This window comes from Pseudomonas sp. CBZ-4 (genome assembly GCF_000346755.1).
Lineage (GTDB): Bacteria > Pseudomonadota > Gammaproteobacteria > Pseudomonadales > Pseudomonadaceae > Aquipseudomonas.
The window spans coordinates 51,474-78,404 of record NZ_ANNV01000023.1 but is presented as its reverse complement, the minus strand read 5'-3'; the positions used below and the strand labels follow the sequence as shown (position 1 = coordinate 78,404).

The window sequence follows — 26,931 nt, the reverse complement described above, 5'->3', positions numbered from 1 at the left end:
CACTGATACACCGCTATCGCAGGCAAGCCAGCTCCCACAGTTTTAACCGTGTCTAGTCTTCGAAGTGGATGGGGCATTTTTCGGCCCCTTCCAGTTTCCTCAATTCCTCCACGACCTGCGGCCTGGCCCGGCGCAACGTCAAGCTCCGCCCCAACCCCCGCAACCGCCGCGCTTCCTGGTGCAACATCTCCACCCCGGAATAGTCGATAAAGTTGATCTGCTGCGCCTCGATCACCACCCGCTCGCCCTGTAACCGTTGCAGGCGCACTTGCAGGTAATGGCTGGCGCCAAAAAAGATCGAGCCGCCCACCCGCAATACATCTTCATCGCCATCGCGCCACTGCTGCACCCGTGGCTGCGACGTGCGCTTGAGGTAGAAAAACAACGACGCCAGCACCCCCGCATAAATCGCCGTTTGCAGCTCCAGCAACAAGGTCGCGACGCAGGTCAGGACCATCACCACAAACTCGGCGCGGCTCACGCGAAACAGGGCGCGAATGCCGCGGTGATCCACCAGCCCCCAGCAAATCAGGAGGATGCTCGCCGCCATGCTCGGGATCGGGATATGGGCGATCAACGCCGCGCCAAACAGCGCAAACAGCGCCACCCACAGGGCAGAAAACACCCCGGCCAGGGGTGAGCACGCGCCGGCTTCATAGCTGAGACCGGAGCGGGTAAACGAACCGGCTGACAAGTACCCGGAGAAAAATCCGCCGACGATATTGGATAAGCCTTGCGCACGGACTTCCTGGTTGGCGTCGAGCAATTGTTGCGAACGGGCCGACAGCGAGCGGGCAATCGACAGGCTGGTCACCAGCCCCAGCATGCCCACCGCCACGGCGCTGGGCAGCAGGCGCAGGAGCATGTCCAGGTCCATCGGCAGCGGGCTGAACGGCGGCAGCTTGCCCACGAACGAACTGACCCGTGCCACATGCCCGAACATCGCCGGCCACAGCCACGCCACCAGGCTGCCAAGGGCCAAGGCGATCAGCAGCGTCGGCCAACGCGGCAGCAGGTATTTGAGCAATGCGCCCACCAGCAACGTCCCCAGGCCCAGGGCGAGCGAGGCGTGGTCCCACTCGCCGCCGTGATCCACCAGCGCCAGCAGACTCTTGATCGCCGTGGCCTGGCTCGGCAGCTCCAGCCCCAACAAGTTGGGCAACTGCCCCAGGGCAATTACCACGGCGGCGCCCAGGGTGAAGCCCAGCACCACCGAATGGGAGACGAAATTCACCAGCGCGCCAAAGCGCAGCAGGCCCAGCAACCACTGGAAAACCCCGGCGAGGAAGGTCAGCAACAGGATCAGGGTGATGTAGTCCTGCGACCCCGGCACGGCCAATGGGCTGACGCTGGCGTACAGCACGATGGAGATGGCCGCCGTGGGGCCGCAGATCAGGTGCCAGGACGACCCCCACAGGCACGCGATCAACACCGGGATGATGGCGGCATACAGCCCGTATTCCGGTGGGAGGCCGGCGATCAGTGCGTAGGCAATCGACTGCGGCAAGGCCAGCACCGCGCCGCTGAGGCCGACGATGGCATCCCGGCCGACGCTGGCGCGGGTTTGGCGTGGTAGCCAGCGCAGGAAGGGGAAGAGGGTATGGCGGGTGGGCCGGGGCATCGCAGACTCGGGTAGAAAGGTTTGACTCAGGGTATCAGCACACACAGGCCCCTGTGGGAGCTGGCTTGCCTGCGATGCTGACACCGCGGTACTTCAGGTACACACAGGTGATGCTATCGCAGGCAAGCCAGCTCCCACACAAGCCAGTTCCCACAAAGGTCTTAGAGTTTGGCTTTTACCGCGGACAACGCATCCTTGCCATCCACGGTCTTCACCCCCTCCAACCACTTATCCAACACCGCCGGATTCGCCTTGATCCACGCCTTCGCCGCCTCGGCATTGCTGACCTTGTTGTTGGCCACCTCGGCCATGATGCTGTTCTCCATCTCCTGGGTGAAACTCAGGTTGGTCAGCAGTTTTCCTACGTTCGGGCAGGCTTGTGCGTACCCCTTGCGGGTCAGGGTGTACACGCTGCCGGTGTCGCCGAAGTATTTCTCGCCGCCCTTGAGGTAGTGCATTTTCAACTGCACGTTCATCGGGTGCGGGGTCCAGCCGAGGAAGGTGACGAAGCGCTGTTTCTTCACCGCCCGCGACACTTCGGCGAGCATCGCCTGTTCGCTGGACTCGATCAGCTTCCATTGGCCGAGGTCGAAGTCGTTCTTCTTGATGATTTCCTGTAACGAGATATTCGCCGGCGCGCCGGAGCCGATGCCGTAGATCTTCTTGTCGAACTTGTCGGCAAACTTGTTCAGGTCGGCAAAGTCATGCACCCCGGCGTCCCACACGTAGTCCGGCACGGCGAGGGTGAACTCGGTGCCGTCGAGGTTTTTCGCCAACTGCACCACCTCGCCATTGGCGACGAACTTGTCATAGAAGCCCTGCTGCGCCGGCATCCAGTTGCCGAGGAACACATCCACCTGGCCGTCCTTGAGCCCGCCAAAAGTGATCGGCACCGCCAGGGTATCGACCTTGGGTTTGTAGCCCATGCCCGTCAGCAGAAAACCGGTGATGGCATTGGTCGCGGCGATATCGCTCCAGCCCGGATCGGCCATTTTTACCGTGTCACAGCTTGTGTCTGCGTACACATTGGCGCTGCCGAGCGCCAACATGCCCAGTATCACAGTCAACTTTTGCATGGCCTTCCCTCAGTTTTATTGGTTTTGGCAGGGTTGTGGATAACGTGCCTTGCGCTCCAGGTCGTCGAGGTCGATATGGTTGCGCATGTACTGCTGACTGGCGTCCACCAGTGGCTGGTGATCCCAGCTCTTCAGCTTGCCCTGGGTCAGTGCTTCAAACACCAGGCGACGGCGGCGTTGGCTGGCGAGCACCTGTTGGTGGATCGCCGGGATGTCCCATTTGGCCCGCGCCTCCTTCAAAAACGCCTCGAACAGCGGCCGGTGTTCCGGTGACTGGCTGAGGTTTTCCCGCTCGTGCGGGTCATTGTGGACATCGAACAGTAGGCAAGGGTCGTCTTCGCTGTAGATGAATTTGTAGGCGCCCCGGCGAATCATCATCAGCGGGCTGATCGTGCCTTCGGCCATGTATTCGCCAAACACTTCGTCGTGTCCGCCCTGCCCTTGCAAGTGCGGGACCAGGGAGCGGCCGTCCAGTGGCAGGCGCGGGTCGAGCGTGCCGCCGGCCAGTTCCACCAACGTCGGCAACAGGTCGGCGGTGGACACGGCCTGGCTGACACGCCCCGACGCAAACTGCCCCGGCGCACTCACCAGCAACGGGACGCGGGCGGCCATTTCAAACCAGTGCATTTTGTACCAGAGGCCGCGCTCGCCAAGCATGTCGCCGTGGTCACCGGAGAAAATGATGATGGTGTCGTCGGCCAGGCCGGTGTCTTCCAGGGTTTGCAGGAGTTTTCCCACATTACTGTCGATGTAACTGCACGCGCCGAAGTAGGCGCGGCGTGCATCGCGGATCTTATCCACCGGCAGCGGCTTGTCCCACAGGTCGTAGACCTTGAGCAGGCGTTGGGAATGCGGGTCGAGATCCGTTTGCGCTGGCGTCGTAGGCAATGGGATATCGGCGTCGTCGTACAGGTCCCAGAACGGCTTGGGAATGGTGTAAGGGTCATGGGGATGGGTCATCGACACGGTCAGGCAGAACGGCTGGTCGCCGTCCTCGCGGATATGGTCGAACAGATACTGCTGGGCCTTGAACACCACCTCTTCATCGAAGTCCAGCTGGTTGGTACGCACGCACGGGCCGGCTTGCAGCACCGACGACATGTTGTGGTACCAGCTGGGGCGCACGTCCGGTTCATCCCAGTTCACCGCCCAGCCGTAGTCGGCGGGGTAGATGTCGCTGGTCAGGCGTTCTTCGTAGCCGTGCAACTGGTCCGGGCCGCAGAAATGCATCTTGCCCGACAGCGCCGTGCGGTAGCCGAGGCGACGCAGGTAGTGGGCATAGGTCGGTACATCGGCGGGGAAATCGGCCGCGTTGTCGTAGGCGCCGATCTTGCTCGGCAACTGCCCACTGACCAGGGTAAAACGCGACGGCGCGCACAACGGGCTGTTGCAATAGGCGGCGTCGAACACCACGCCCTGTGCGGCGAGGCGGCTCAAATGGGGCAACTTGATCGGCGAAGAACCGTAGAACGGCAGCAACGGCGCGGCCATTTGATCGGCCATGATGAAAAGAATGTTCTTGCGCTTCATGGGTTGTCGGCATTCCATAGGCGGTGTTTATGCGAATGAGCATGCAGCCCACGCAAATTGGGGTAAAGCCCATGAAAAGCAATGTCTAGGATAAGCACAGCTTATGTATGAAGCCCTTGGTGACGTGTCCCTCGACCTGTTGCGCGCCTTTGAAGCGGCCGCGCGACACCGCAGCTTTACCGCCGCCGCGATGGAGCTGGGCACCACCCAGCCGGCCATCAGCCAGCAGATCAAGCGCCTGGAGGAACAGCTGGCGATCCGCCTGTTTGATCGCATCTATCGCGGCATCGAGCTGACCGACGCCGGCGCGCTGCTGTTCGACTCTGTGCAGGGCGGCTTGCAGAGCATCAACGCCGGCCTGAGTGCCATCACCCAGCAGGACCAGCACGAAGTGCTGCAAGTGGCCACCGACTTTGCCTTCGCCGCCTATTGGCTGATGCCGCGCCTGCACCGCTTCCACCAGGCCAACCCGCAAGTCGATGTGAGCCTGGTGACCAGCGAGCGCAACCACGCCACCCTGCGCAGCGATATCGACGTGGCGGTGCTGTTTGGCGACGGCCGTTTCAAGCAAGGCGAGAGCCTGTGGCTGTTCAATGAGGAAGTGTTCCCGGTGTGCAGCCCGCAGTGGCTGAAAGAGCAGGTCACGCCACTGACTGTGCAAAATTTGCACGATTTCCCGTTGCTGCACTTGCGCCAGGAAAACAATAGCCAATGGTTCGACTGGAGCGGCGTGTTCCGCGAACTGGGCATCAGTGCTGCGCCCACCCCCGGCCAACTGCGTTTCGACAACTACACCCTGCTGATCCAGGCGGCGATTGCCGGCCAGGGCGTGGCCATTGGCTGGCGCCACCTGGTGGACAACCTGCTGCAGCAGAACTGGCTGTGCCGTCCGGTCAGCGACACGGTGATCTCGCGCTTCGGCTATTACGTCGTGCAACCCCAGCGCAAACGCCGGGGCCAGTTGGTGCAGCGCTTTGTCGAGTGGCTGCTGGCCGAGCAAGCCAGCAGCGCGCAGTCGTTGACCGGGCTGGCCCTGCCGTCGATTGCGGTCTAGGATTTGGCGCTTATTGGATCCGGAGTCCGTCATGCAACGTATCAAGGGCTACCACGCCCATATCTACTTCGACGCGAGCACCATCGAACAAGCGCGCACCCTGTGCGAAGACGCCGCCAAACTGTTCCCGCTGCGCATGGGCCGTGTCCACGAAAAACCCGTCGGCCCGCACCCGGACTGGAGCTGCCAGCTGGCGTTCGATCCCGAGTACATCGGCGTGGTGCTGCCGTGGCTGGTGATCCATCGCAACGGGCTGGTGGTGTTCCTGCACCCCGATACCGGCGATGACCTGAAGGATCACACCGACTACGCGGTCTGGATGGGGGCGATGCGGGAACTGAATTTGTCAGCTTTCTCTTAAGTTAAATCCCTAAATATGGGATTGATATTTATATATTGAGACTTTCGCTCGCGTAGGTTTATATTCCTGCATCCGCTCAGAACTCAGGTGAAGCGATGCAGGCGCAATTGATCGCGCTCGATTGGGGAACCAGCTCCCTTCGTGCTTACAAACTCGGCCCGGCAGGCGTCGTGCTGGAACACCGCGCGCTGGCGTGCGGGATCATGCATTTGCCCAGCGAGCCCCGGGACATCGCTGGCGTGCATTGCAGCGATGGCTTCGAACTGGCGTTCGACGCGGCCTGCGGCGATTGGCTCGACGCCCAGCCCGATTTGCCAGTGATCGCCTGCGGCATGGTGGGCAGTGCCCAGGGCTGGAGTGAAGCGGCCTACCGCCATACGCCGGTGGATGTCGCGCGCCTCGGCCAGGCGCTGCACCGCGTGCGCAGCCTGCGTGGGGTGGATGTGCATATCGTGCCCGGCGTGATCGAACAGGCCGGTTTGCCCAATGTGATGCGCGGCGAAGAAACCCAGGTGCTGGGCGTGCTGCAAGGCCTCGCTGCCGAGGTGTTGATCGGCCTGCCGGGCAGCCATTCCAAGTGGGTCGAGGTGGTCGATGGCTGCATCACCCACTTCGATACCTTCATGACCGGTGAAGTCTTTGCGGTGCTGAGCAAACACAGCATTCTCGGGCGTACCCAACGGCCGACCGAACACTTTCAGGCCGAGGCCTTTGACCGTGGCGTCCATGTGGCGCTGTCGCAAGACGGCCAGCGCGGCGTGCTGTCCACCCTGTTCAGCACCCGCACCCTTGGCCTGACCGGCGAACTCACCCCCGAGCAGCAGCCGGACTACCTCTCCGGGTTGCTGATCGGCCATGAACTCGCCGGCCTGCCGGCACGCGCCAGGCAGCAGCCGATCATCCTGGTCGGCGCCGCTGCCCTCTGCACCCGCTATCAACGCGCCCTCGCCCTTTGCGGCTTCGGCCACGTCAGCCTTGCGCCAGAGGCCAGCGAACGTGGCCTGTGGCAATTGGCCGTGGCCGCCGGGCTCACTCAACCTGCATCGGAGGCCTGACATGCTCAAGCACGCACTCGCACAAAACGGTTTGATCGCCATCCTGCGCGGTATCCGCCCGGACGAAGCCCAGGCCGTCGGCCAGGTGCTGTACCAGGCCGGGTTTCGCGTGATCGAAGTGCCGCTCAATTCGCCGGACCCGTACACCAGCATCCGTACCCTGCGCGACAGCCTGCCCGCCGATTGCCTGATCGGCGCGGGCACCGTGTTGACGCCGGAGCAGGTCGAGCAGGTCAAGGCGGCCGGTGGCCAGGTGATCGTCATGCCCCACAGCGATGCCAAGGTGCTGCGCGCGGCGAAAGCGGCGGGGCTGTTCTTGTCGCCGGGCGTTGCCACGCCCACCGAAGCCTTCGCCGCCCTGGCGGAAGGTGCCGATGTATTGAAGCTGTTTCCCGCCGAGCAAATGGGCCCGGCGGTGATCAAGGCGTGGCTGGCGGTTTTGCCGGCGGGCACGTTGCTGCTGCCGGTGGGCGGCATTACCCCGGACAACATGCAGGTGTTTGTCGACGCCGGCGCCAAGGGGTTCGGGCTGGGTTCCGGGCTGTTCAAACCGGGCATGACAGTGGATCAGGTAGCGAGCCGCGCCCAGGCTTACGTCGCCGCCTGGAAAGCCCTGAGCTGAGATCAAGTCTTGCGCCCACAGGCGCTGCATCTAATAAGAGAGATAACAGATGAAAATCACCAAACTGACGACCTTCATCGTCCCGCCGCGCTGGTGCTTCCTCAAGGTCGAGACCGACCAGGGCGTGACCGGCTGGGGTGAGCCCGTGGTCGAAGGCCGCGCTCACACCGTTGCTGCTGCCGTTGAAGAACTGTCCGACTACCTGATCGGCAAAGACCCACGCAATATCGAAGACATCTGGACCGTGCTCTATCGCGGCGGCTTCTACCGTGGCGGCGCAGTACACATGAGCGCCCTCGCCGGTATCGACCAGGCGTTGTGGGACATCAAGGGCAAGGCCCTCGGCGTGTCGGTCAGCGACCTGCTCGGCGGCCAGGTGCGCGACAAGATCCGCGTGTATTCCTGGATCGGCGGCGACCGCCCGGCCGACACCGCCCGCGCCGCCAAAGAGGCCGTGGCCCGGGGTTTCACCGCGGTGAAAATGAACGGCACCGAAGAATTGCAGTTCGTCGACAGCTTTGAAAAAGTCGACCTGGCCCTGGCCAACGTCGCCGCCGTGCGTGACGCGGTGGGCCCCAACGTCGGTATTGGCGTGGACTTCCATGGCCGGGTGCACAAGCCCATGGCCAAGGTGCTGATGAAAGAGCTGGACCCGTACAAGCTGATGTTTATCGAAGAACCGGTGCTCAGCGAAAACTACGAAGCGCTCAAGGAGCTGGCGCCGCTGACCAGCACGCCGATTGCCCTCGGCGAGCGCCTGTTCTCGCGTTGGGATTTCAAGCGCGTGCTCAGCGAAGGCTATGTCGACATCATCCAGCCCGATGCTTCCCACGCCGGCGGCATCACCGAAACCCGCAAGATCGCCAACATGGCCGAAGCCTACGACGTGGCCCTGGCCCTGCACTGCCCGCTGGGCCCGATCGCCCTGGCCGCCTGCCTGCAACTGGACGCGGTTTGCTACAACGCGTTTATCCAGGAGCAAAGCCTGGGCATTCACTACAACGAGAGCAACGACCTGCTCGACTATGTGAAAGACCCGGGCGTGTTCGACTACGACCAAGGCTTTGTGAAGATCCCCAACGGGCCGGGCCTGGGCATCGAGATCAACGAGGAATACGTGATCGAACGCGCGGCCATCGGCCACCGCTGGCGCAACCCGATCTGGCGCCATGCCGACGGCAGCTTTGCCGAGTGGTGATTCCTGACTGAAGGAGCACGGTCAAAAATGTGGGAGCTGGCTTGCCTGCGATAGTGGTGGGTCAGCCAGCATATCTGGCACTGATACACCGCCATCGCAGGCAAGCCAGCTCCCACATTTTGATCCGGTTCCGTCAGTAAGACCTGTCCTCAATAAACACAAGAAGAGGCACCCCCTCATGCATCCTGAATCCTTCACCGGCCAGGCTTCTTTAGTCACGCCTACCCGAAAGCGCTTTTTCATCATGGTGCTGCTGTTCATCACCGTGGTCATCAACTACCTCGACCGCAGCAACCTGTCGATTGCCGCCCCGGCGCTGACCAGTGAGCTGGGGATCGACCCGGTCCACGTCGGGCTGATTTTCTCCGCCTTCGGCTGGACCTACGCCGCCATGCAGATCCCCGGCGGCTGGCTGGTGGACCGCGTGCCGCCGCGCATCCTCTACACCGCTGCCCTGCTGCTGTGGTCCATCGCCACCGTGATGCTCGGCTTTGCCGCCAGCTTTATCGCGCTGTTTGTGCTGCGTATGGCCGTGGGTGCGCTGGAAGCCCCGGCCTACCCGATCAATAGCCGCGTGGTCACCACGTGGTTCCCTGAACGTGAACGGGCCACGGCGATTGGTTTCTACACCTCCGGGCAGTTTGTCGGGCTGGCGTTTCTCACGCCGGTGCTGGCCTGGTTGCAGCACGCCTTCGGCTGGCACATGGTGTTTGTGGTCACCGGTGGCGTGGGCATCCTGTGGGCGGCGATCTGGTACGCGGTGTACCGCGAGCCGAAGGACTTCAAAGGCGCCAACACTGCGGAAATCGAACTGATCCGCGAAGGCGGCGGCCTGGTGGACATGCAGGAAAAAGCCGCGAAGACGCCGTTCAGCTGGGTCGACCTGGGCATCGTGTTGAGCAAGCGCAAGCTCTGGGGCATCTACCTGGGGCAGTTTTGCCTGAACTCCACGCTGTGGTTTTTCCTGACGTGGTTCCCCACCTACCTGGTGAAATATCGCGGCATGGACTTCATCAAGTCCGGCCTGCTGGCGTCGCTGCCGTTTCTCGCGGCGTTTGTCGGCGTGCTGTGTTCCGGGATCTTTTCCGACTGGTTGATTCGCCGGGGCGCCTCGGTGGGCTTTGCACGCAAGTTGCCGATCATTGGCGGGTTGCTGATTTCCACGGCGATCATCGGCGCCAACTATGTGGACTCGACGGCGTGGGTGATCGCGTTCCTGGCGGTGGCGTTCTTTGGCAATGGGTTGGCGTCGATTACCTGGTCGTTGGTATCGACCCTGGCACCGGCGCGCCTGTTGGGGCTCACCGGTGGGGTGTTCAATTTCATCGGCAACCTGGCGGCGATTGCCACGCCGATCGTGATTGGCTTTCTCGCCAGTGGTGATTCGTTTGCGCCGGCGATTACCTACATCGCGGTGCTGGCGTTGCTTGGGGCGCTTTCCTATGTGTTGCTGGTCGGTAAGGTCGAGCGCATCAAGTTGAATGAAAAACCTTAGTTGAGCACGCCGTCGAGAATCTCGTAGACGATGCCGGTTCCTATGGCAATCAACACCACATCCGGCCCTGAACGGCGCCACTCATAACCCTGGTACACCGGCAGGCGTGCCAGGGCGCGGCTGTCCAGGCGTTCACCGTAGTAGCCATGGGGCAGTGGCTTGCCGCGCTCCAGGCGCACATTGCGCGGTGGCGGTGCGCCACGGGAGAACTGGTCGTGATGGTCGCGGATCACCTGGCGTACCGGGCCGAAGTCCTGGGGCGGGCCGCCGCGACGGTTGTCCTGCGGGCCGCGATGGTCGTCGCCACGCTGCTGTTCGTGCTGGCCTTGCGGGCCGCCACGGTCAGGGCCGCCCTGATCGTTCGGCGCGGCCTGCACCAGGGCGCTGGCGCCCAGGACCAGCACGCCAAGGCTGGCAATCACGGTTTTAGGCATTTTCATCGGGGAGTTCCTCAACTGCACGAACAACAAAAAAGGGATCTCGAACGAGGTTCGAAATCCCTTGGTCTTGTCAGTTTAGGTACTGAATATTCAGTTTGATTCCTCTGTATCAGGAACTTTACCTACCGCTTACGAGCCGCTTACTTACGGGCGTTGCGGACACCTTCCGACAGCGCTGCACACAGCCCCAGCACGCCATCAATCGCCTGCTGATCATTTTTCGCAGTGGCGATGTGATCGATCAGCGCCGAACCGACCACTACGCCGTCAGCCAGACGGGCGATCGCCGCCGCTTGCTCCGGGGTGCGGATACCAAAACCGATGCTGATCGGCAGGTCGGTATGGCGACGCAGGCGGGTCACGGCCTCTTCGACGTGCTCCAGGGTCGCGGCACCGGCACCGGTCACGCCGGCCACCGACACGTAGTACACAAAGCCGGAGCTGCCGTTGAGCACGGTCGGCAGGCGCACGTCGTCGGTGGTCGGCGTGGTCAGGCGGATAAAGTCGATGCCCGCAGCCTGGGCCGGGTCGCACAGCTCGCCGTTATGCTCGGGCGGCATGTCGACCACGATCAGGCCGTCGACGCCCGCCTCTTTGGCGTCGGCGATGAATTTCGGCACGCCGTATTTGTGGATCGGGTTGAAGTAACCCATCAACACCAGCGGGGTTTCGCTGTTGTCCTTGCGGAACTCGCGGACCATCTGCAGGGTTTTCAGCAGGTTCTGCTTGGCTTCCAGCGCGCGGATGTTGGCCAGCTGGATCGCCGGGCCGTCGGCCATCGGATCGGTGAAGGGCATGCCCAGCTCGATCACGTCGGCGCCAGCGGCGGGCAGGCCCTTGAGGATGGCCAGCGAGGTGTCGTAGCCCGGGTCGCCGGCGGTAACGAAGGTCACCAGGGCGGCGCGGTTTTGTTCTTTAAGCTGGGCGAAGCGGGTTTGCAGGCGGCTCATTAGTGTTTCTCCTGCTGAGACTGTTCCATGTGGTGCATCACGGTCTGCATGTCTTTGTCGCCACGGCCGGAAAGGTTGACCACCATCAGGTGATCTTTCGGCAGGGTCGGCGCGCGTTTGAACACTTCGGCCAGGGCGTGGGCGCTTTCCAGTGCAGGAATAATCCCTTCCAGGCGGCAGCATTTGTGGAAGGCGTCCAGGGCTTCGTCGTCGGTCACCGAGGTGTACTGGACGCGGCCGATGTCATGCAACCACGCGTGTTCCGGGCCGATGCCCGGGTAGTCGAGGCCGGCGGAGATCGAGTGGGCGTCGATGATCTGGCCGTCGTCGTCCTGCAACAGGAAGGTGCGGTTGCCGTGCAGTACGCCGGGTACGCCGCCGTTGAGGCTGGCGGCGTGCTTGCCGGTTTCGATGCCGTGGCCAGCCGCTTCAACGCCGATGATTTCCACGCTAGTGTCGTCGAGGAACGGGTGGAACAGGCCCATGGCGTTGGAGCCGCCGCCGATGCAGGCGACCAGGCTGTCCGGCAGGCGGCCTTCCTGGGCTTGCAGTTGGGTGCGGGTTTCCTTGCCGATCACGGCCTGGAAGTCGCGGACCATCGCCGGGTAAGGGTGTGGGCCAGCCACCGTGCCGATCAGGTAGAACGTGCTGTCGACATTGGTCACCCAGTCACGCAGGGCTTCGTTCATCGCGTCCTTGAGGGTGCCGGTGCCGGCGACCACGGGGATCACTTCCGCGCCCAGCAGCTTCATGCGGAACACGTTGGCCTGCTGGCGCTCGATGTCGGTGGTGCCCATGTAGATCACACATTGCAGGCCGAAGCGTGCTGCCACAGTGGCAGTGGCCACGCCGTGCATGCCGGCGCCGGTCTCGGCGATGATGCGTTTCTTGCCCATGCGCCGCGCCAGCAGGATCTGGCCGATGCAGTTGTTGATCTTGTGCGCGCCGGTGTGGTTCAGCTCTTCGCGCTTGAGGTAGATCTTGGCGCCGCCGCAGAATTCGGTCAGGCGTTCGGCGAAATACAGTGGGCTTGGACGACCGACGTAGTCCCGTTGGAAGTAGGCCAATTCCTCGTTGAACGCCGGATCGATCTTGGCCGCTTCGTATTCGCGGGCCAGGTCGAGGATCAACGGCATCAGGGTTTCAGCGACGTAGCGGCCGCCGAACGCGCCAAACAGGCCGTTGGCGTCTGGGCCGTTGCGTAGGTCGGTCTGGGACTGAGTCATGGGACGCTCCAGGAAAGAATGGGTGTAGGAAACAATGACGGCCACTCTACCCCTCACGCTGTGACCTGAAAACCGATAAGATCGCCGCAACCTGTCAGGAAAACTCACAGATGAGCCGAGACCTTCCACCCCTCAATGCCCTGCGTGCATTTGAAGCCACCGCGCGCTTGAACAGCGTCAGCCAGGCAGCCGAGCAATTGCACGTGACCCACGGCGCGGTCAGCCGGCAGCTCAAGGTGCTGGAAGAGCACCTGGGGGTGAGCCTGTTCGTCAAGGACGGACGCGGCCTTAAACTCACAGATGCGGGTGTCCGCCTGCGGGACGCCAGCGCGGAGGCGTTCGAACGGTTGAGGGATGTCTGTGCCGAACTGACCCAGGCCAGCGCCGACGCGCCCTTCGTCCTCGGCTGTTCGGGGAGTTTGCTGGCGCGCTGGCTGATCCCGCGCCTGGGTCGCTTGAACGCGGACCTGCCGGACCTGCGCTTGCACCTGTCGGCCGGTGATGGCGACCTTGACCCCCGCCGCCCTGGCCTTGACGCCCTGCTGGTATTCGCCGAGCCACCGTGGCCGGCGGATATGCAGGTGTACGCGTTGGCCAGTGAACGCATCGGCCCGGTGATGAGCCCGCGATTCGCCGGCTATGAGCGTTTGCGCCACGCGCCGGCGTCGGCCCTGTGTGCCGAAGCGTTGTTGCACACCACCTCCCGTCCGCAAGCCTGGCCCAGTTGGGCGCAGCAACACGGTATCGCGCCCGGCGCGTTGAAACAGGGCCAGGGGTTTGAGCATTTGTATTATTTGTTGGAGGCGGCGGTCGCGGGGTTGGGGGTGGCGATTGCGCCCGAGCCGTTGGTAGCCGAGGACGTGCGCGCCGGCCGGCTGGTGGCGCCGTGGGGTTTCAGCGAAACCCCGGCGCACCTGGCGTTGTGGCTGCCCAAGCGCGCCGCAGACGGGCGCGCCGGGCAACTGGCGCAGTGGCTCAAGGCTGAGCTGTTGCGCCAGCCGGATTAGTCACCGCGTTTGCACAGCAAGTACGCAGCCAGCAGGCCCAGCGCACCTACAGCAACACCGGCTGTAGTCCATGGGTGTTCCTGGGCGTAGTCCCGGGTAGCAACACCGGTTTCGCGGATTTTCACTTTGCTTTCTTCGTAGGCATCGCTGATCAGGTGACGGGAGTGCTTGAGAGCATTCTCGGCATTGCTTTTCAGGGCCTTCAAGGTCTTGCGCGACTCGTCAGATGCATCGTCCTTGAGGCTTTCCAGAGACTTGAGCAGGCTCGAAATCTCGGCTTCCATGCTTTCCAGCGACGCTTTGCGTAAAGAAGTGTTGGCCATGTGGACTCTCCTGAAGTGATTGAGTGACGTGTGTAGATACCGACTCCCGTGGTTTCAGAAAGTGCAGTAAATCTGAACTTTCGCGTAGGAATGGTCGCCAGAAGCAGTATGAACATTGCCTGCTAGGCTTTATTGACGACCCTCAGGAGAAACCTCATGTCTGATCATCACACCTACAAGAAAGTCGAATTGGTGGGCTCGTCCACCTCCAGCATCGAAGAGGCCATCAACAACGCCCTGGCGGAGGCCCACAAAAGCATCAAGCACCTGGAATGGTTTGAGGTGGTCGATACCCGTGGCCATATCAAGGATGGCAAGGCCGCGCACTTTCAGGTCACGCTCAAAGTGGGATTCCGTATTGCCAGTAGTTGAACTTTGCTGACTGGCTGATTGCCATAACCTGCGCTACAACCAATGGGTGCCGATGCCACGAGCGTCGGTACGCTCTTTTCGATCAGCGCAAGGAAGTAACGGATGAAGAAGTTCCTGTTAGCGGTAGGTTTGTTGAGCATTGCGGGCACTGCTCTGGCGGCGGGCAAGCCTTGTGATGAGCTGAAAAGCGAGATTGCAGCGAAAATCGACGCCAAGGGCGCTTCGGGTTATTCGCTGGAGGTAGTGGAGAAAGGTGCTTCGACCGACGCTAAAGTGGTCGGTAGCTGTGAAGGCGGCACCAAGGAAATCGTCTACAAGCGCGGTTGATCCCGTGTTGCAGACATAAAAAACCGACGCGAGTGCGTCGGTTTTTTTTCGCCTGAGGGGTTTAGCCCTTCATCAACTGCGCCAGCAGCTCGTAGGAATGAATCCGGTCGGCGTGTTCGTACAGGTCGCAGGTAAAAATCAGCTCGTCGGCGCCGGTTTGCTCCACCAGCACTTCCAGCTTGGCGCGGATTTTTGCCGGGCTGCCGACCATTGCCAGACCGAGGAAACTGCCCACTGCGTCTTTTTCATGGGGCAGCCACAGGCCTTCCATGCTCTTTACCGGTGGACGTTGCACCAGGCTTTGCCCGCGCATCAGCGCGAGGATGCGCTGGTACACCGAGGTGGCCAGGTAGTCGGCTTGCTCATCGGTGTCGGCGGCGACCAAGGGAATGCCGAGCATCACGTAGGGCTTATCGAGAACCGCTGAAGGCTTGAAGTGATTGCGGTAGACGCGAATCGCCTCGTGCATCAAGCGCGGTGCGAAATGGGAGGCGAAGGCGTAGGGCAAACCACGCTCACCGGCCAATTGCGCGCTGAACAGGCTGGAGCCCAGCAGCCATACCGGGACGTTGGTGCCGGTGCCGGGTACAGCAATGATGCGTTGGTCCGGGGTGCGCGGGCCGAGGTAGGCCATCAGTTCGGCGACGTCTTCGGGGAATTCGTCGGCGCTGCCGGAGCGCTCACGGCGCAGGGCGCGGGCGGTCATCTGGTCGGAGCCGGGCGCGCGGCCCAGGCCCAGGTCGATACGCCCGGGGTAGAGGCTTTCCAGGGTGCCGAACTGCTCGGCGATCACCAATGGCGCATGGTTGGGCAGCATCACGCCGCCGGAACCGACGCGAATCGTCGAGGTGCCACCGGCCAGGTAGCCCAGCAACACCGAGGTGGCCGAACTGGCGATGCCGTCCATGTTGTGGTGTTCAGCCACCCAGAAACGGTTGTAGCCGAACTTTTCCACGTGCTGGGCCAGGTCCAGGGAATTGCGCAACGACTGCGCCGGGCTGCCATTGGCGCGCACGGGCACGAGGTCGAGGGTCGAGAACTTCACGTCGGACAGCGATTTCATAAGCCTGCTTCTCCAAGGGGGCGCGCAGGCTGTCTAGACGAATCAAAACCTGCCGCTTCATGTGCATGCTCTATGCAATGAGGGCATATACCCGAGATTCAATAGCAGGCACCGAAATTTCCTACTTAGTTGCTAGGTTTCTCCGACAGGATGAACTTTGTCAGTCCGACTATCCTCAGAACCCTTACGTACGCAAAACCACCGCTTGAGGAGACTGCCATGAGTATCGTGAAAAAAGCATCCGCGCATTGGGAAGGTGATGTGAAGACGGGTCTGGGTTCCATCTCCACGGAAACCGGTGTGCTGCGCGAAGCGCCCTACGGCTTCAAGGCACGTTTCGAAGGGGGCAAGGGGACCAATCCTGAGGAATTGATCGGCGCGGCGCATGCCGGTTGTTTCTCCATGGCGTTTTCCATGATTCTCGGCGACGCTGGCCTCAAGGCTGACAGTATCGACACCCAGGCCGAAGTGACCCTGGATCAGGTCGATGGCGGCTTTGCGATCACGGCGGTGCACCTGATCCTCAAGGCCAAGATCCCCGGCGCGAGCCAGGCGCAGTTTGAAGAACTGAGCAAAAAGGCCAAGGAAGGGTGCCCGGTGTCCAAGGTGCTGAATGCGAAGATCAGCCTGGATGCGACGCTGGTTAACTAACCAAGTCCAGGTAACAGCACAAGTTGAATGTAAAAGCTGACTTGTGTGGGAGCTGGCTTGCCTGCGATGCAGACACCTCGGAGTTTCAGTAATACCGAGGTGATGCCATCGCAGGCAAGCCAGCTCCCACATAAGTGCAGTTCCCGCCTTTAGTTCTGCGTTAAATCAGAACTCGCGTTTCAGTAATGTGGTCCTATAGCCATCACTGCCTAGGCGCACACCCGTGCGCAGTGCATTCAGGGAGCTACACACATGAAACGTTTTGCCTTGGCGATCATCTGCGGCGTATTGGCCACTTCGGCCGTGGCCGCGCCCAAAGATTGTGAAGAGCTGCGCAAGGAGATCGAGGTCAAGATCCAGGCGAACGCGGTTCCGTCCTACACCTTGGAAATCGTCAGCAAGGAAGAAGCCGACAAGCACGACGTAGCCATGGTCGTCGGCAGCTGTGAGAACGGCACCAAAGCCATCATCTACCAGAAGAACAACGACTGAATCAGATGCAGTTGACGCTGCGCTCCTCTGCCAACAACTGACGCTCCGCGTTGTAGAGCCGGATATTCGGCGTGAAGGCCAGCGAACGGCCTTCCAGCACATAGCGCTGGCCCGCCTGGAAGTGGTCGTACTGCAGCGTCATGAAGCAGGTGCGTTCGGTGGTCTGCCCCAGCCCGCCGAAGCCACTACCCGTTGGTACTTCGAAATCAAAGCGCACCATCAACTCGTGGCTGCCGGGCGGCATCTGGAAGAAACGACCGTCATTGAGGTTCTTGCCGTCCAGGCGCTGGGCCATCACCAGCTTGGCGTTGGGTGTCGGGGTGGCGAAATCGACCCAGGCTTGCTGCGGATCGACCGCTGGCAACGGCGTCAAAGCGCATGCGCTGAGAAACAGGACGGTGATGGCAAGCAACAGCTGGCGCATGGCGTGTACTCAATGATGGAAGAAAAGAAATGGGACTGACGCAGCAGGTTCCCCTTGAGTATAAACACCCCATGGCGTGGAAAATTCCCAGGAGTAATCGGTGCATGGTCAGGCGTTTTTTCCTCGGGTTGATGGTGGTACTGCTCAGTGGCTGCTCAAGCATCAGTTATTACGGACAGTTGGCCAGCGGCCAGTGGCAATTGTTGCGGGCCCGCGAACCGGTTGCCCAGGTCATCGCCGACCCCGCGCGGCCGCCGCAGCTGCGTGAGCATCTGGCGCAATCCCAGAAGGCGCGCACCTTTGCCAGTGAGCACCTGCATTTGCCTGACAACCAGAGTTACCGGCTGTACGCCGATATTGGCCGACCTTATGTCGTCTGGAATGTCTTCGCCACGACAGAATTTTCGCTGTCGCCGGAAACCCACTGCTTCCCGATTGCCGGTTGCGTGGCCTATCGCGGTTATTACAACCAGGGCGCAGCGCGGGGTGAGGCGGCATTGTTGCGCCTGCGGGGCATGGATGTGTCGATTGGCGGCGTCGAGGCCTATTCCACCCTGGGCTGGTTCAACGACCCGATCCTCAACTCGATGATGAACTGGGGGGATGAGCGCCTGGCCACGCTGATTTTTCATGAGCTGGCGCACCAGCGGTTTTATGTGCAGGACGACACCGAGTTCAACGAGTCATTCGCCAATTTCGTCGAGCAGGAAGGCACGCGGCAATGGCGTGTCGCGCGTGGGCTGGCGCCGGCCAGCGTGTCGGCGTCCAAGCAGCGTGATCAGTTTATCCAGTTGATCCTCGATACCCGTCAGCGGTTGGAAAAGGTCTATGCCCAGCCGTTATCGGCCGATGCGATGCGTGCGGCCAAGGCGGCAGAATTCGAGCGCTTGCGCAGTGATTATCGGCAGATGCGTGACAGCCAGTGGGCGGGCGATAAACGTTATGACGCGTGGATCAACTTGCCGATGAACAATGCGCGGTTGTTGCCGTTTGGGCTGTATGACCAGTGGGTGCCGGCGTTTGCGGCGTTGTTTCGGCAGGAAGGCGGGGATTGGCTGAGGTTTTATGCGGCGGTGGAGAGGTTGGGTGGGTTGCCGGTGGAGCAGCGCAAGGCGGCGTTGAGGCAGTTGGAGAATGGTGTCCTTTAGGGCCTCATCGCAGGCAAGCCAGCTCCCACATTTGAAGGTATTCACACATCAAAAGGTGGGAGCTGGCTTGCCTGCGATAGCGGTCTCAGGGCCGCCGCAAAAACGCCTGATGCATCTCGGCCAACGTCTCGAAATGCCAGGTCGGCGCCTCGGCATTCAACTCTTCAAAGCTGCCAAATCCATACCCCACCGCCGCCGAATCCAGGCCATTGCTGCGGGCGCCGATCAGGTCGTGCTTGCGGTCGCCGATCATCAGGGTGGTCGCCGGGTCCAGGCCTTCTTCGCGCATCAGGTGGGCAATCAACTCGACCTTGTTGGTGCGCGTACCGTCCAGCTCGCTGCCGTAGATCACCTTGAAGTGCTTGGCAAAATCGAAATGCCTGGCGATCTCGCGGGCAAATTCCCAAGGCTTGGAGGTGGCGACATACAGTTGGCGACCTTGGGTGTTCAGCTCTTCCAGCAGCGGCAGCACGCCGTCGAATACGCGGTTTTCATACAGTCCAGTCACCTTGAAGCGCTCGCGGTAGAAATTCACCGCTTCCCACGCCTTGGCTTCGTCGAACCCGTAGAACTGCATGAACGCTTGCAGCAACGGCGGGCCGATAAAGTGTTCGAGCTTGGTCAGGTCCGGCTCGTCGATGCCGAGTTTGGCGAGGGCGTACTGGATCGAGCGGGTGATGCCTTCACGCGGGTCAGTCAGGGTGCCATCCAGGTCGAAGAGGACGGTGGGGTAATGCAGGGTCATTGATCGAATCCTTCAGCCAGGTGCAGGTCTTTGAGTTTCACGTAGTTCGCCGCGCTGTAGGTGAAAAATGCGCGTTCCTTGTCAGTCAGTGGACGGATCTGTTTAGCCGGGCTGCCCACGTACAAGAAGCCGCTGTCGAGTTTCTTGCCCGGCGGCACCAGGCTGCCGGCGCCGATGATCACGTCATCTTCCACCACCGCACCGTCCATCACGATGCTGCCCATGCCGATCAGGATGCGGCTGCCTACCGTGCAACCATGCAGCATGACCTTGTGGGCGATGGTCACGTCGTCGCCGATCAGCAGCGGGAAACCGTCCGGGTTGAACGGCCCGGCATGGGTGATATGCAGCACGCAGCCATCCTGCACGCTGGTGCGCGCGCCGATGCGGATGCGGTGCATGTCGCCGCGAATCACGGTCAGCGGCCACACGGAGCTGTCGGTGCCGATTTCGACATCGCCGATCACCACCGCCGAAATATCGACAAAAGCCCCGGCGCCCAGGGTTGGCGTGTGGTTCTGATAGGTGCGAAGGGTCACGATAGCCTCTCTCTCTTCTGCTGATAGCTGCGGTGGGCGTTGATTGTAATTAAGATGGCCCCATCTTTGTTCTTACATGTCTTCAGCCAAGGTACCCACCGTGAGCGCGAACAACCCTCTTCTGCAGTCCTACGACCTGCCGCCGTTCTCGGCGATCCGTGCCGAGCACGTGCAACCGGCGATTGAACAGATCCTCGCCGACAACCGCGTCGCCATCGAAGGTATCCTGCAAAGCCAGGGGAAAAATCCGACGTGGGCCGGCCTGGTCCTGGCCATGGACGAACTGAACGACCGCCTGGGCGCCGCCTGGAGCCCGGTCAGCCACCTCAACGCCGTGTGCAACAGCGCCGAACTGCGTGAGGCCTATGAAAGCTGCCTGCCGGCGTTGAGCGCCTACTCCACCGAGATGGGCCAGAACCGTGAACTGTTCCAGGCCTTCGAAGCCCTGGCCAACAGCCCGGAAGCCGCCGGTTTCGACGTGGCGCAAAAAACCATTCTGGAACACGCCCTGCGCGACTTCCGCCTGTCGGGTATCGACTTGCCGCCGGAGCAGCAAAAACGCTACGCCGAAGTGCAGAGCAAACTGTCCGAACTGGGCAGCAAGTTCTCCAACCAGTTGCTGGATGCGACCCAGGCCTGGACCAAACACGTTACCGATGAAGCCACTCTCGCCGGCCTGACCGATTCGGCCAAGGCGCAGATGGCGGCAGCTGCCCAATCCAAAGACTTGGACGGTTGGCTGATCACCCTGGAATTTCCGAGCTACTACGCGGTAATGACCTACGCTCACGACCGCGCCCTGCGCGAAGAAGTCTACGCGGCCTACTGCACCCGTGCGTCGGACCAAGGCCCGAATGCCGGTCAGAACGATAACGGCCCGGTGATGGAACAGATCCTCGACCTGCGTCAGGAACTGGCCAAGCTGTTGGGCTACGCATCCTTCTCCGAACTGAGCCTGGCCACCAAGATGGCCGAGTCCAGCGACCAGGTGCTGAGCTTCCTGCGCGACCTGGCCAAGCGCAGCAAGCCGTTTGCCGCCCAGGACCTGCAACAGCTCAAGGCTTACGCCGCCGAACAAGGCTGCGCCGACCTGCAAAGCTGGGACAGCGGTTTCTACGGCGAAAAACTCCGTGAGCAGCGCTACAGCGTGTCCCAGGAAGCCCTGCGCGCCTACTTCCCCATCGACAAAGTGCTCGGCGGCCTGTTTGCCATCGTGCAACGCCTGTACGGCATCGAGATTGCCGAACTGAAAGGCTTCGACACTTGGCACCCGGATGTACGCCTGTTTGAAATCAAGGAAAACGGCGAGCACGTCGGCCGCTTCTTCTTTGACCTGTACGCCCGCGCCAACAAGCGTGGCGGCGCCTGGATGGACGGCGCGCGCGACCGCCGCCGCACCATCGACGGCGTACTGCAAAGCCCGGTGGCCAACCTGGTGTGCAACTTCACCCCGGCCGACAGCGGCAAGCCTGCCCTGCTGACCCACGACGAAGTGACGACGCTGTTCCACGAATTCGGCCACGGCCTGCACCACCTGCTGACCCGCGTTGAACACGCTGGCGTGTCCGGTATCAACGGCGTGGCGTGGGATGCAGTGGAGTTGCCGAGCCAGTTCATGGAGAACTGGTGCTGGGAGCCGGAAGGCCTGGCGCTGATCTCCGGCCACTACGAAAGCGGCGAGCCGCTGCCCCAGGACCTGCTGGAAAAAATGCTCGCGGCGAAGAATTTCCAGTCCGGCCTGATGATGGTGCGCCAGTTGGAATTCTCGCTGTTCGACTTTGAACTGCACGCCACCCACGGTGATGGACGCAGCGTGGCCCAGGTGCTGGAAGGCGTGCGCGATGAGGTCTCGGTGATGCGTCCACCGTCCTACAACCGTTTTCCCAACAGCTTTGCGCACATTTTCGCCGGCGGTTATGCGGCGGGGTACTACAGCTACAAGTGGGCCGAAGTGCTGTCGGCCGATGCCTTCTCCAAGTTTGAAGAAGACGGCGTATTGAACGCCGAGACCGGCCGCGCCTTCCGCGAGGCGATCCTGGCCCGTGGCGGTTCCCAGGAACCGATGGTGTTGTTCGTCGATTTCCGCGGACGTGCGCCGTCGATTGACGCACTCTTGCGCCACAGCGGCCTGAGTGAGGACGCGGCAGCATGAGTGAAGGGCCTGTGATCACCAAAAAGCAATTTATCGCCGGGGCGGTCTGCCCGGCGTGCAGCGAGCCGGACAAGTTGAAGATGTGGACCGAAGACAGCGTGCCACACCGTGAGTGTGTGGCCTGCGGTTATACCGACACATTGAATGACCAAGGTCTGTCAGTGCCCAAGGAATTGGGCACGCGGGTCAACACCTCGGCGTTGAAGGCGCCGGCTGACCCGAAGGTGCAGGCGGTGCAGTTCTTCCCCAATCCCAAGCTGAAAAAAGACTGACGCCCGTTTAGGGTTTTACCGTCAGTCCAATGTCGTTCTTTGGCTCGGCACGGCCCGTTCCCGCCGTGTTGAGCCAACTGTTCATCGAGCACAGTGCAAACGCACTGGTGCTGCAATCGCCATTCGCCAAGGCTGTACGCAACTTGTCGACATCGGCCTTCATCATGTAGCGAACGCCGTCCTTGAAGCCGTTACTGGTGCCAAAACCGCCCAGGGTCATCTCGTTCAGCGCATCCTCCTTGCTCCATCCCTGCACCACCACGCGATACATCGCCGCCATCAGGCCGGTGCGGTCGGAGCCGTGTTTGCAGTGCATCAGCACCGGGCCGTTGGCCTCGGCGTCCTTGATCGCCCGGAGTGCCGCCAGCACGTCGGAATCATCTACATGGTTGGTGCGATAGCTCAGCTGGACTTGACGGATACCGGGGGCTTTCAGCCAGTTGGCGTCGGACTCCGGCAGGAAGTTGATCACGGTACCGATCTTCAGCTTTTCCAGCAGCGGCACTGCGCTGCTGTCGGGTAAAGCACTGCGATACAGGGTGGGCGTCATCTGTTGCAGGTTGTATTGGCTGCCCACGGGCTGCGCCCATTCGGCCGAGCGAATGGACGCGGACTCGTCGGCCTGGGCAGGCACGAGGGTAAACAAGGCCACGAGCGCGAGGCCAAGAGCCGACAGCCATTGATGCTTGAACATGGGTGACGTTAACCAGACATGAGGGTTGGGGGATGGCCCACAGATTGGTTTACGGGGGGTCAACGGGGTGTGAGGTGGTCGTCAAAGATTCGTGAATCCTCAGTCTTTAGTCGCTGAAACGATTCCTCCCGATCCTTAGGCTGCTATCATTTGTAACCATTGATTGCCAAAAATACCCAAGCCGCTCCCCAGAAGCGGCTGATCAACCCGTGACCACATGATGAGGTGCACCCATGTCTGATCAAGATCAAGACAACCCCCGGCGTGACTTTCTGCGCAAATCCTTGACCTTGATCCCGGTGGTCACGGTTGCCAGCACTGGCCTTGGCGGCTCGATACTGATGGCCACGCCCGAGGCGGCCCAGGCGGCCCCAGCCAAGCCTGCGGTTAGCGAAAAAGCCTACGAGCCAAGCTACTTCACGGCCGAAGAGTGGGCGTTTATCAACGCCGCCGTGGCGCAGTTGATCCCGGCGGATGCCCAAGGCCCAGGCGCCCTGGAAGCCGGCGCCCCGGAATACATCGACCGCCAGATGAACACGCCGTACGCCAGTGGCGCGCTGTGGTTCATGCAAGGTCCGTTCAACGCCGATGCACCGCCCGAGATGGGCTGGCAGAGCAAACTGGTGCCCAAGGACATCTATCGCCTGGGTATCGCCGCGACGGACGCGTGGTCGAAAGCGTTCAACGGTAAAGCTTTTGCTGCGCAAGACAGCGCTACCCGAGACGACATGCTGCGTCGCCTGGAGGCTGGCGGCAGTGAAGTGGCCGCGCATTTCGACGCGGTGCCGCCGAAGATTTTCTTCAACCTGCTGCTGCAAAACACCAAGGAAGGGTTCTTCTGCGACCCGATCCACGGTGGCAACAAAGGGATGGTCGGCTGGACCATGATCGGCTTCCCCGGCGCCCGCGCCGATTTCATGGACTGGGTTGAACGCAACGAGCAATACCCCTTCCCGGCAGTTTCCATCCGCGGCGAGAGGGCATAAACGTGGCGACCATCATGAAGAAAGTGGATGCGGTGATCGTAGGCTTCGGCTGGACCGGCGCGATCATGGCCAAGGAGCTGACGGAAGCAGGCCTCAACGTGGTAGCGCTGGAGCGCGGCCCGATGCAGGACACTTACCCAGACGGCAACTATCCCCAGGTCATCGACGAACTGACCTACAGCGTGCGTAAAAAACTCTTCCAGGACATTTCCAAGGAGACGGTGACCATTCGCCATAGCCTGAATGACGTCGCCCTGCCCAACCGTCAGTTGGGTGCGTTTCTGCCGGGCAATGGCGTCGGTGGTGCGGGCCTGCACTGGTCGGGTGTGCACTTTCGTGTCGACCCGATCGAGCTGCGCATGCGCAGCCATTACGAAGAGCGCTACGGCAAAAACTTCATTCCCAAGGACATGACCATCCAGGACTTCGGCGTCAGCTATGAAGAGCTGGAGCCGTTTTTCGACTACGCGGAAAAAGTCTTCGGCACCTCCGGCCAGGCCTGGACCGTCAAAGGCCAGTTGGTGGGCGAAGGTCGCGGTGGCAACCCGTATGCCCCGGACCGCTCCAACCCGTTCCCCTTGGAATCGCAGAAAAACACCGTCTCCGCACAGCTGTTTCAGAAAGCCGCTGCGGAAGTCGGTTACAAACCCTACAACCTGCCGTCGGCTAACACTTCGGGGCCGTACACCAACCCCTATGGCGCGCAGATGGGTCCGTGCAACTTCTGCGGTTTTTGCAGCGGCTACGTCTGCTACATGTATTCCAAGGCGTCGCCGAACGTGAACATCCTGCCGGCGCTGCGCCAGGTGCCGAACTTCGAGTTGCGGCCCAATTCCCACGTGCTCAAGGTCAACCTCGACAGCACCAAGCGCAAGGCCACCGGCGTGACATACATCGACGCCCAGGGCCGCGAATGCGAGCAGCCAGCGGACTTGGTGATTCTCGGTGCGTTCCAGTTCCACAACGTGCGCCTGATGCTGCTGTCGGGCATCGGCAAACCCTACGACCCGATCACCAATGAGGGCGTGGTGGGCCGCAACTTTGCCTACCAGAACATGGCCACCATCAAGGCGTTCTTCGACAAGGACACCCACACCAACAACTTCATCGGTGCTGGCGGCAATGGCGTGGCCATCGATGACTTCAATGCGGACAACTTCGACCACGGCCCCCATGGCTTTGTGGGGGGGTCGCCGATGTGGGTCAACCAGGCCGGCAGCCGGCCGATTGCCGGCACGTCCAACCCACCGGGTACACCGACCTGGGGCAGTGCGTGGAAGCGCGCGACCGCCGATTACTACACCCACCAGGTATCGATGGACGCCCACGGTGCGCATCAATCCTACCGGGGCAACTACCTGGATCTGGACCCGGTGTACCGCGATGCCTACGGTCAGCCGCTGCTGCGGATGACGTTCGACTGGCAGGACAACGACATCAAGATGAACCGCTTCATGGTCGAGAAAATGGGCAAGGTCGCCGAGGCGATGAACCCCAAGGCGATTGCCGTGCTCGGCAAAAAGGTCGGTGAGCACTTCAACACTGCGTCGTACCAGACCACCCACCTCAACGGTGGCGCGATCATGGGCACCGATCCCAAGACCAGTGCGTTGAACCGTTACCTGCAATGCTGGGATGTACACAACGTGTTTGTCCCCGGTGCGTCAGCTTTCCCACAAGGCTTGGGCTACAACCCTACCGGCCTGGTGGCGGCGCTGACCTATTGGTCGGCCCGCGCGATCCGCGAGCAGTACCTGAAAAACCCCGGCCCACTGGTTCAGGCATAAGGAGCGATGACCATGAAAGCATTTGTTATCGCCTCTCTGGCGCTGTTCAGCAGTTGCTTTGTCAGCGCTGCCGAAACCGACCTGATCAAGCAGGGCGAATACCTGGCCCGCGCCGGTGACTGCGTGGCCTGCCACACCGCCAAGGGCGGCAAGCCGTTCGCTGGCGGCCTGCCGATGGAAACGCCGATTGGCGTGATCTATTCCACCAACATCACCCCGGACAAGAGCGGCCTGGGCGACTACAGCTTCGAGGACTTCGACAAGGCCGTGCGCCATGGCGTCGCCAAGAGCGGTAGTACGCTTTACCCGGCCATGCCCTATCCGTCTTACGCGCGCGTCAGCGATAGCGATATGCAGGCGTTGTACGCGTACTTCATGAAGGGTGTGGAACCGGTGGCCCAGGACAACAAGGCCAGCGATATTCCATGGCCGTTGAGCATGCGCTGGCCGTTGGCCGCGTGGCGCTGGATGTTTGCGCCTGAGGTTGCCGAAGCGCAGCCAGCCGCGCAGGCCGACCCGGTGATCAGCCGTGGCGCCTATCTGGTGGAAGGGCTCGGCCACTGCGGCGCCTGCCACACGCCGCGGGCCCTGACCATGCAGGAAAAAGCCCTGAGTGCCAGCGAGGGCAGCGCGTTCCTGTCTGGCAGTGCGCCGCTGGAAGGCTGGATTGCCAAAAGCCTGCGCGGCGATCACAAGGACGGCCTCGGCAGCTGGAGCGAGGAACAGCTGGTGCAATTCCTCAAGACCGGCCGCAGCGACCGTAGCGCGGTGTTTGGTGGCATGAGCGATGTGGTCGTCCACAGCATGCAGTACATGTCGGAAAATGACCTGACGGCTATCGCCCGTTACCTCAAGAGCCTGCCGGCGGTCGATCCCAAGGATCAGCCGCACCAGTACGACAAGCAGGTTGCGCAAGCCCTGTGGAAAGGCGACGACAGCCAGCGCGGCGCCTCTGTGTACATCGACAACTGCGCCGCTTGCCACCGCACCGACGGCCACGGATACACCCGCGTGTTCCCGGCCCTGGCCGGCAACCCGGTATTGCAGACGGCGGATGCCACCTCGTTGATCAACATTGTGTTGAACGGCGGCACCTTGCCGGCGACCCACGCGGCGCCGTCCACCTTCACCATGCCGGCGTTCGCCTGGCGCCTGTCGGACCAGGAAGTGGCGGATGTCGTCAGTTTCATCCGTGGCAGTTGGGGCAACAAAGGTGAGCCGGTGAAAGCCGGTGATGTAGCGAACCTGCGTCAGGCTGCGGAAAAACACTGACCGCCAAACGGCACTGGTCATAACCCTCGCGCCTCGATACTGTATATAA

Annotated in this window: 29 protein-coding genes; 17 read left to right on the top strand and 12 right to left on the bottom strand. The window is 61.7% G+C overall.

Annotated features, from left to right (window positions below):
• Positions 1–52 precede the first annotated feature (52 nt).
• The 3 genes from B348_RS0103315 to betC form a co-directional block, all read right to left on the bottom strand.
• On the bottom strand, positions 53–1,621 hold the full coding sequence (locus B348_RS0103315; protein WP_017734742.1) for a SulP family inorganic anion transporter: 1,569 nt from the start codon (positions 1,619–1,621) through the stop codon (positions 53–55).
• Between the two features lie 161 nt (positions 1,622–1,782).
• Complete coding sequence (gene choX / locus B348_RS0103310; RefSeq protein WP_017734741.1) at positions 1,783–2,697, bottom strand: choline ABC transporter substrate-binding protein; 915 nt, start codon at positions 2,695–2,697, stop codon at positions 1,783–1,785.
• A gap of 15 nt (positions 2,698–2,712) precedes the next feature.
• Positions 2,713–4,227 carry a choline-sulfatase gene (gene betC, locus B348_RS0103305; protein ID WP_017734740.1) on the bottom strand — a complete coding sequence of 505 codons (1,515 nt, stop codon included), beginning with the start codon at positions 4,225–4,227 and terminating at the stop codon, positions 2,713–2,715.
• A 103-nt stretch (positions 4,228–4,330) separates the two neighbouring features.
• On the opposite strand from betC, the gene B348_RS0103300 reads away from it, so the two are divergent.
• The 6 genes from B348_RS0103300 to B348_RS0103275 all read left to right on the top strand — a co-directional run bounded on the left by B348_RS0103300 (position 4,331) and on the right by B348_RS0103275 (position 10,012).
• The gene (locus B348_RS0103300) at positions 4,331–5,281 is read left to right on the top strand and encodes a LysR family transcriptional regulator (protein WP_017734739.1); all 951 of its coding nucleotides are present in this window, start codon (positions 4,331–4,333) and stop codon (positions 5,279–5,281) included.
• A gap of 31 nt (positions 5,282–5,312) precedes the next feature.
• On the top strand, positions 5,313–5,642 hold the full coding sequence (locus tag B348_RS0103295; protein WP_017734738.1) for a DOPA 4,5-dioxygenase family protein: 330 nt from the start codon (positions 5,313–5,315) through the stop codon (positions 5,640–5,642).
• Positions 5,643–5,737: 95 nt separating this feature from the next.
• Positions 5,738–6,697 (top strand): 2-dehydro-3-deoxygalactonokinase, encoded by a 960-nt coding sequence (locus tag B348_RS0103290; protein ID WP_017734737.1) that lies wholly within the window; start codon positions 5,738–5,740, stop codon positions 6,695–6,697.
• A gap of 1 nt (position 6,698) precedes the next feature.
• A complete protein-coding gene (locus tag B348_RS0103285) occupies positions 6,699–7,319 on the top strand; it encodes a 2-dehydro-3-deoxy-6-phosphogalactonate aldolase (protein ID WP_017734736.1) in 621 nt (206 codons plus the stop codon).
• 49 nt (positions 7,320–7,368) lie between these two features.
• Complete coding sequence (gene dgoD, locus B348_RS0103280; protein ID WP_017734735.1) at positions 7,369–8,517, top strand: galactonate dehydratase; 1,149 nt, start codon at positions 7,369–7,371, stop codon at positions 8,515–8,517.
• A gap of 178 nt (positions 8,518–8,695) precedes the next feature.
• A complete protein-coding gene (locus B348_RS0103275) occupies positions 8,696–10,012 on the top strand; it encodes an MFS transporter (protein WP_026136519.1) in 1,317 nt (438 codons plus the stop codon).
• On the opposite strand, the gene B348_RS0103270 is transcribed toward B348_RS0103275, so the two are convergent.
• From B348_RS0103270 to trpB, 3 genes are all read right to left on the bottom strand, one after another.
• Entirely contained in the window at positions 10,009–10,452 is a 444-nt protein-coding gene (locus B348_RS0103270) for an anti-virulence regulator CigR family protein (RefSeq protein ID WP_017734733.1), read from the bottom strand. The genes B348_RS0103275 and B348_RS0103270 overlap by 4 nt on opposite strands.
• 140 nt (positions 10,453–10,592) lie before the next feature.
• Positions 10,593–11,402 (bottom strand): tryptophan synthase subunit alpha, encoded by an 810-nt coding sequence (gene trpA / locus B348_RS0103265; protein WP_017734732.1) that lies wholly within the window; start codon positions 11,400–11,402, stop codon positions 10,593–10,595.
• Complete coding sequence (gene trpB, locus B348_RS0103260) at positions 11,402–12,628, bottom strand: tryptophan synthase subunit beta (protein ID WP_017734731.1); 1,227 nt, start codon at positions 12,626–12,628, stop codon at positions 11,402–11,404. Before trpB ends, trpA begins: the two co-directional genes overlap by 1 nt.
• Before the next feature lie 110 nt (positions 12,629–12,738).
• On the opposite strand from trpB, the gene B348_RS0103255 reads away from it, so the two are divergent.
• Positions 12,739–13,635 (top strand): LysR family transcriptional regulator, encoded by an 897-nt coding sequence (locus tag B348_RS0103255; RefSeq protein WP_017734730.1) that lies wholly within the window; start codon positions 12,739–12,741, stop codon positions 13,633–13,635.
• Here the strand turns inward: B348_RS0103255 and B348_RS0103250 are convergent.
• Entirely contained in the window at positions 13,632–13,958 is a 327-nt protein-coding gene (locus B348_RS0103250) for a YqjD family protein (RefSeq protein ID WP_003170746.1), read from the bottom strand. The genes B348_RS0103255 and B348_RS0103250 overlap by 4 nt on opposite strands.
• 156 nt (positions 13,959–14,114) lie before the next feature.
• On the opposite strand from B348_RS0103250, the gene B348_RS0103245 reads away from it, so the two are divergent.
• Both B348_RS0103245 and B348_RS0103240 read left to right on the top strand, forming a co-directional pair.
• On the top strand, positions 14,115–14,330 hold the full coding sequence (locus tag B348_RS0103245; RefSeq protein ID WP_017734729.1) for a dodecin: 216 nt from the start codon (positions 14,115–14,117) through the stop codon (positions 14,328–14,330).
• Between the two features lie 102 nt (positions 14,331–14,432).
• Positions 14,433–14,657 carry a DUF1161 domain-containing protein gene (locus B348_RS0103240; protein WP_017734728.1) on the top strand — a complete coding sequence of 75 codons (225 nt, stop codon included), beginning with the start codon at positions 14,433–14,435 and terminating at the stop codon, positions 14,655–14,657.
• Between the two features lie 61 nt (positions 14,658–14,718).
• Here B348_RS0103240 and B348_RS0103235 read toward each other — a convergent pair whose 3' ends face one another.
• The gene (locus B348_RS0103235) at positions 14,719–15,720 is read right to left on the bottom strand and encodes an LLM class flavin-dependent oxidoreductase (protein ID WP_017734727.1); all 1,002 of its coding nucleotides are present in this window, start codon (positions 15,718–15,720) and stop codon (positions 14,719–14,721) included.
• Between the two features lie 219 nt (positions 15,721–15,939).
• Here B348_RS0103235 and B348_RS0103230 point away from each other — a divergent pair, with 219 nt between their 5' ends.
• Both B348_RS0103230 and B348_RS0103225 read left to right on the top strand, forming a co-directional pair.
• A complete protein-coding gene (locus B348_RS0103230; protein WP_017734726.1) occupies positions 15,940–16,371 on the top strand; it encodes an OsmC family protein in 432 nt (143 codons plus the stop codon).
• A 252-nt stretch (positions 16,372–16,623) separates the two neighbouring features.
• Positions 16,624–16,863, top strand: coding sequence for a DUF1161 domain-containing protein (locus B348_RS0103225; RefSeq protein ID WP_017734725.1), 240 nt, complete (start codon positions 16,624–16,626; stop codon positions 16,861–16,863).
• Between the two features lies 1 nt (position 16,864).
• Here the strand turns inward: B348_RS0103225 and B348_RS0103220 are convergent, their stop codons facing one another.
• Positions 16,865–17,287, bottom strand: coding sequence for a hypothetical protein (locus B348_RS0103220; protein ID WP_017734724.1), 423 nt, complete (start codon positions 17,285–17,287; stop codon positions 16,865–16,867).
• Positions 17,288–17,391: 104 nt separating this feature from the next.
• Between B348_RS0103220 and B348_RS0103215 the strand changes: the two genes are divergently transcribed.
• Positions 17,392–18,435, top strand: coding sequence for an aminopeptidase (locus B348_RS0103215; protein WP_017734723.1), 1,044 nt, complete (start codon positions 17,392–17,394; stop codon positions 18,433–18,435).
• Between the two features lie 85 nt (positions 18,436–18,520).
• On the opposite strand, the gene B348_RS0103210 is transcribed toward B348_RS0103215, so the two are convergent.
• A complete protein-coding gene (locus B348_RS0103210; protein WP_017734722.1) occupies positions 18,521–19,180 on the bottom strand; it encodes an HAD family hydrolase in 660 nt (219 codons plus the stop codon).
• Positions 19,177–19,719, bottom strand: a complete 543-nt coding sequence (locus tag B348_RS0103205) for a gamma carbonic anhydrase family protein (RefSeq protein ID WP_017734721.1) — start codon at positions 19,717–19,719, stop codon at positions 19,177–19,179. Before B348_RS0103205 ends, B348_RS0103210 begins: the two co-directional genes overlap by 4 nt.
• A gap of 100 nt (positions 19,720–19,819) precedes the next feature.
• On the opposite strand from B348_RS0103205, the gene prlC reads away from it, so the two are divergent.
• Both prlC and B348_RS0103195 read left to right on the top strand, forming a co-directional pair.
• Positions 19,820–21,871 (top strand): oligopeptidase A, encoded by a 2,052-nt coding sequence (prlC, locus tag B348_RS0103200; RefSeq protein WP_017734720.1) that lies wholly within the window; start codon positions 19,820–19,822, stop codon positions 21,869–21,871.
• Positions 21,868–22,143: a YheV family putative zinc ribbon protein gene (locus B348_RS0103195; RefSeq protein WP_017528719.1), complete on the top strand. Its 276-nt coding sequence runs from the start codon at positions 21,868–21,870 to the stop codon at positions 22,141–22,143. The genes prlC and B348_RS0103195 overlap by 4 nt, the downstream gene beginning before the upstream one ends.
• 7 nt (positions 22,144–22,150) lie before the next feature.
• On the opposite strand, the gene B348_RS01000000129670 is transcribed toward B348_RS0103195, so the two are convergent.
• Complete coding sequence (locus B348_RS01000000129670) at positions 22,151–22,837, bottom strand: dual specificity protein phosphatase family protein (RefSeq protein ID WP_017734719.1); 687 nt, start codon at positions 22,835–22,837, stop codon at positions 22,151–22,153.
• A 233-nt stretch (positions 22,838–23,070) separates the two neighbouring features.
• Between B348_RS01000000129670 and B348_RS0103185 the strand changes: the two genes are divergently transcribed.
• Genes B348_RS0103185 through B348_RS01000000129665 form a run of 3 tightly spaced genes read left to right on the top strand, consistent with a single transcriptional unit; the run spans position 23,071 to position 26,882 of the window.
• A complete protein-coding gene (locus tag B348_RS0103185) occupies positions 23,071–23,823 on the top strand; it encodes a gluconate 2-dehydrogenase subunit 3 family protein (protein WP_017734718.1) in 753 nt (250 codons plus the stop codon).
• Positions 23,824–23,825: 2 nt separating this feature from the next.
• Positions 23,826–25,610, top strand: a complete 1,785-nt coding sequence (locus tag B348_RS0103180) for a GMC family oxidoreductase (RefSeq protein ID WP_026136518.1) — start codon at positions 23,826–23,828, stop codon at positions 25,608–25,610.
• Between the two features lie 12 nt (positions 25,611–25,622).
• Positions 25,623–26,882 carry a cytochrome c gene (locus tag B348_RS01000000129665; RefSeq protein ID WP_017734716.1) on the top strand — a complete coding sequence of 420 codons (1,260 nt, stop codon included), beginning with the start codon at positions 25,623–25,625 and terminating at the stop codon, positions 26,880–26,882.
• Positions 26,883–26,931: the final 49 nt, after the last annotated feature.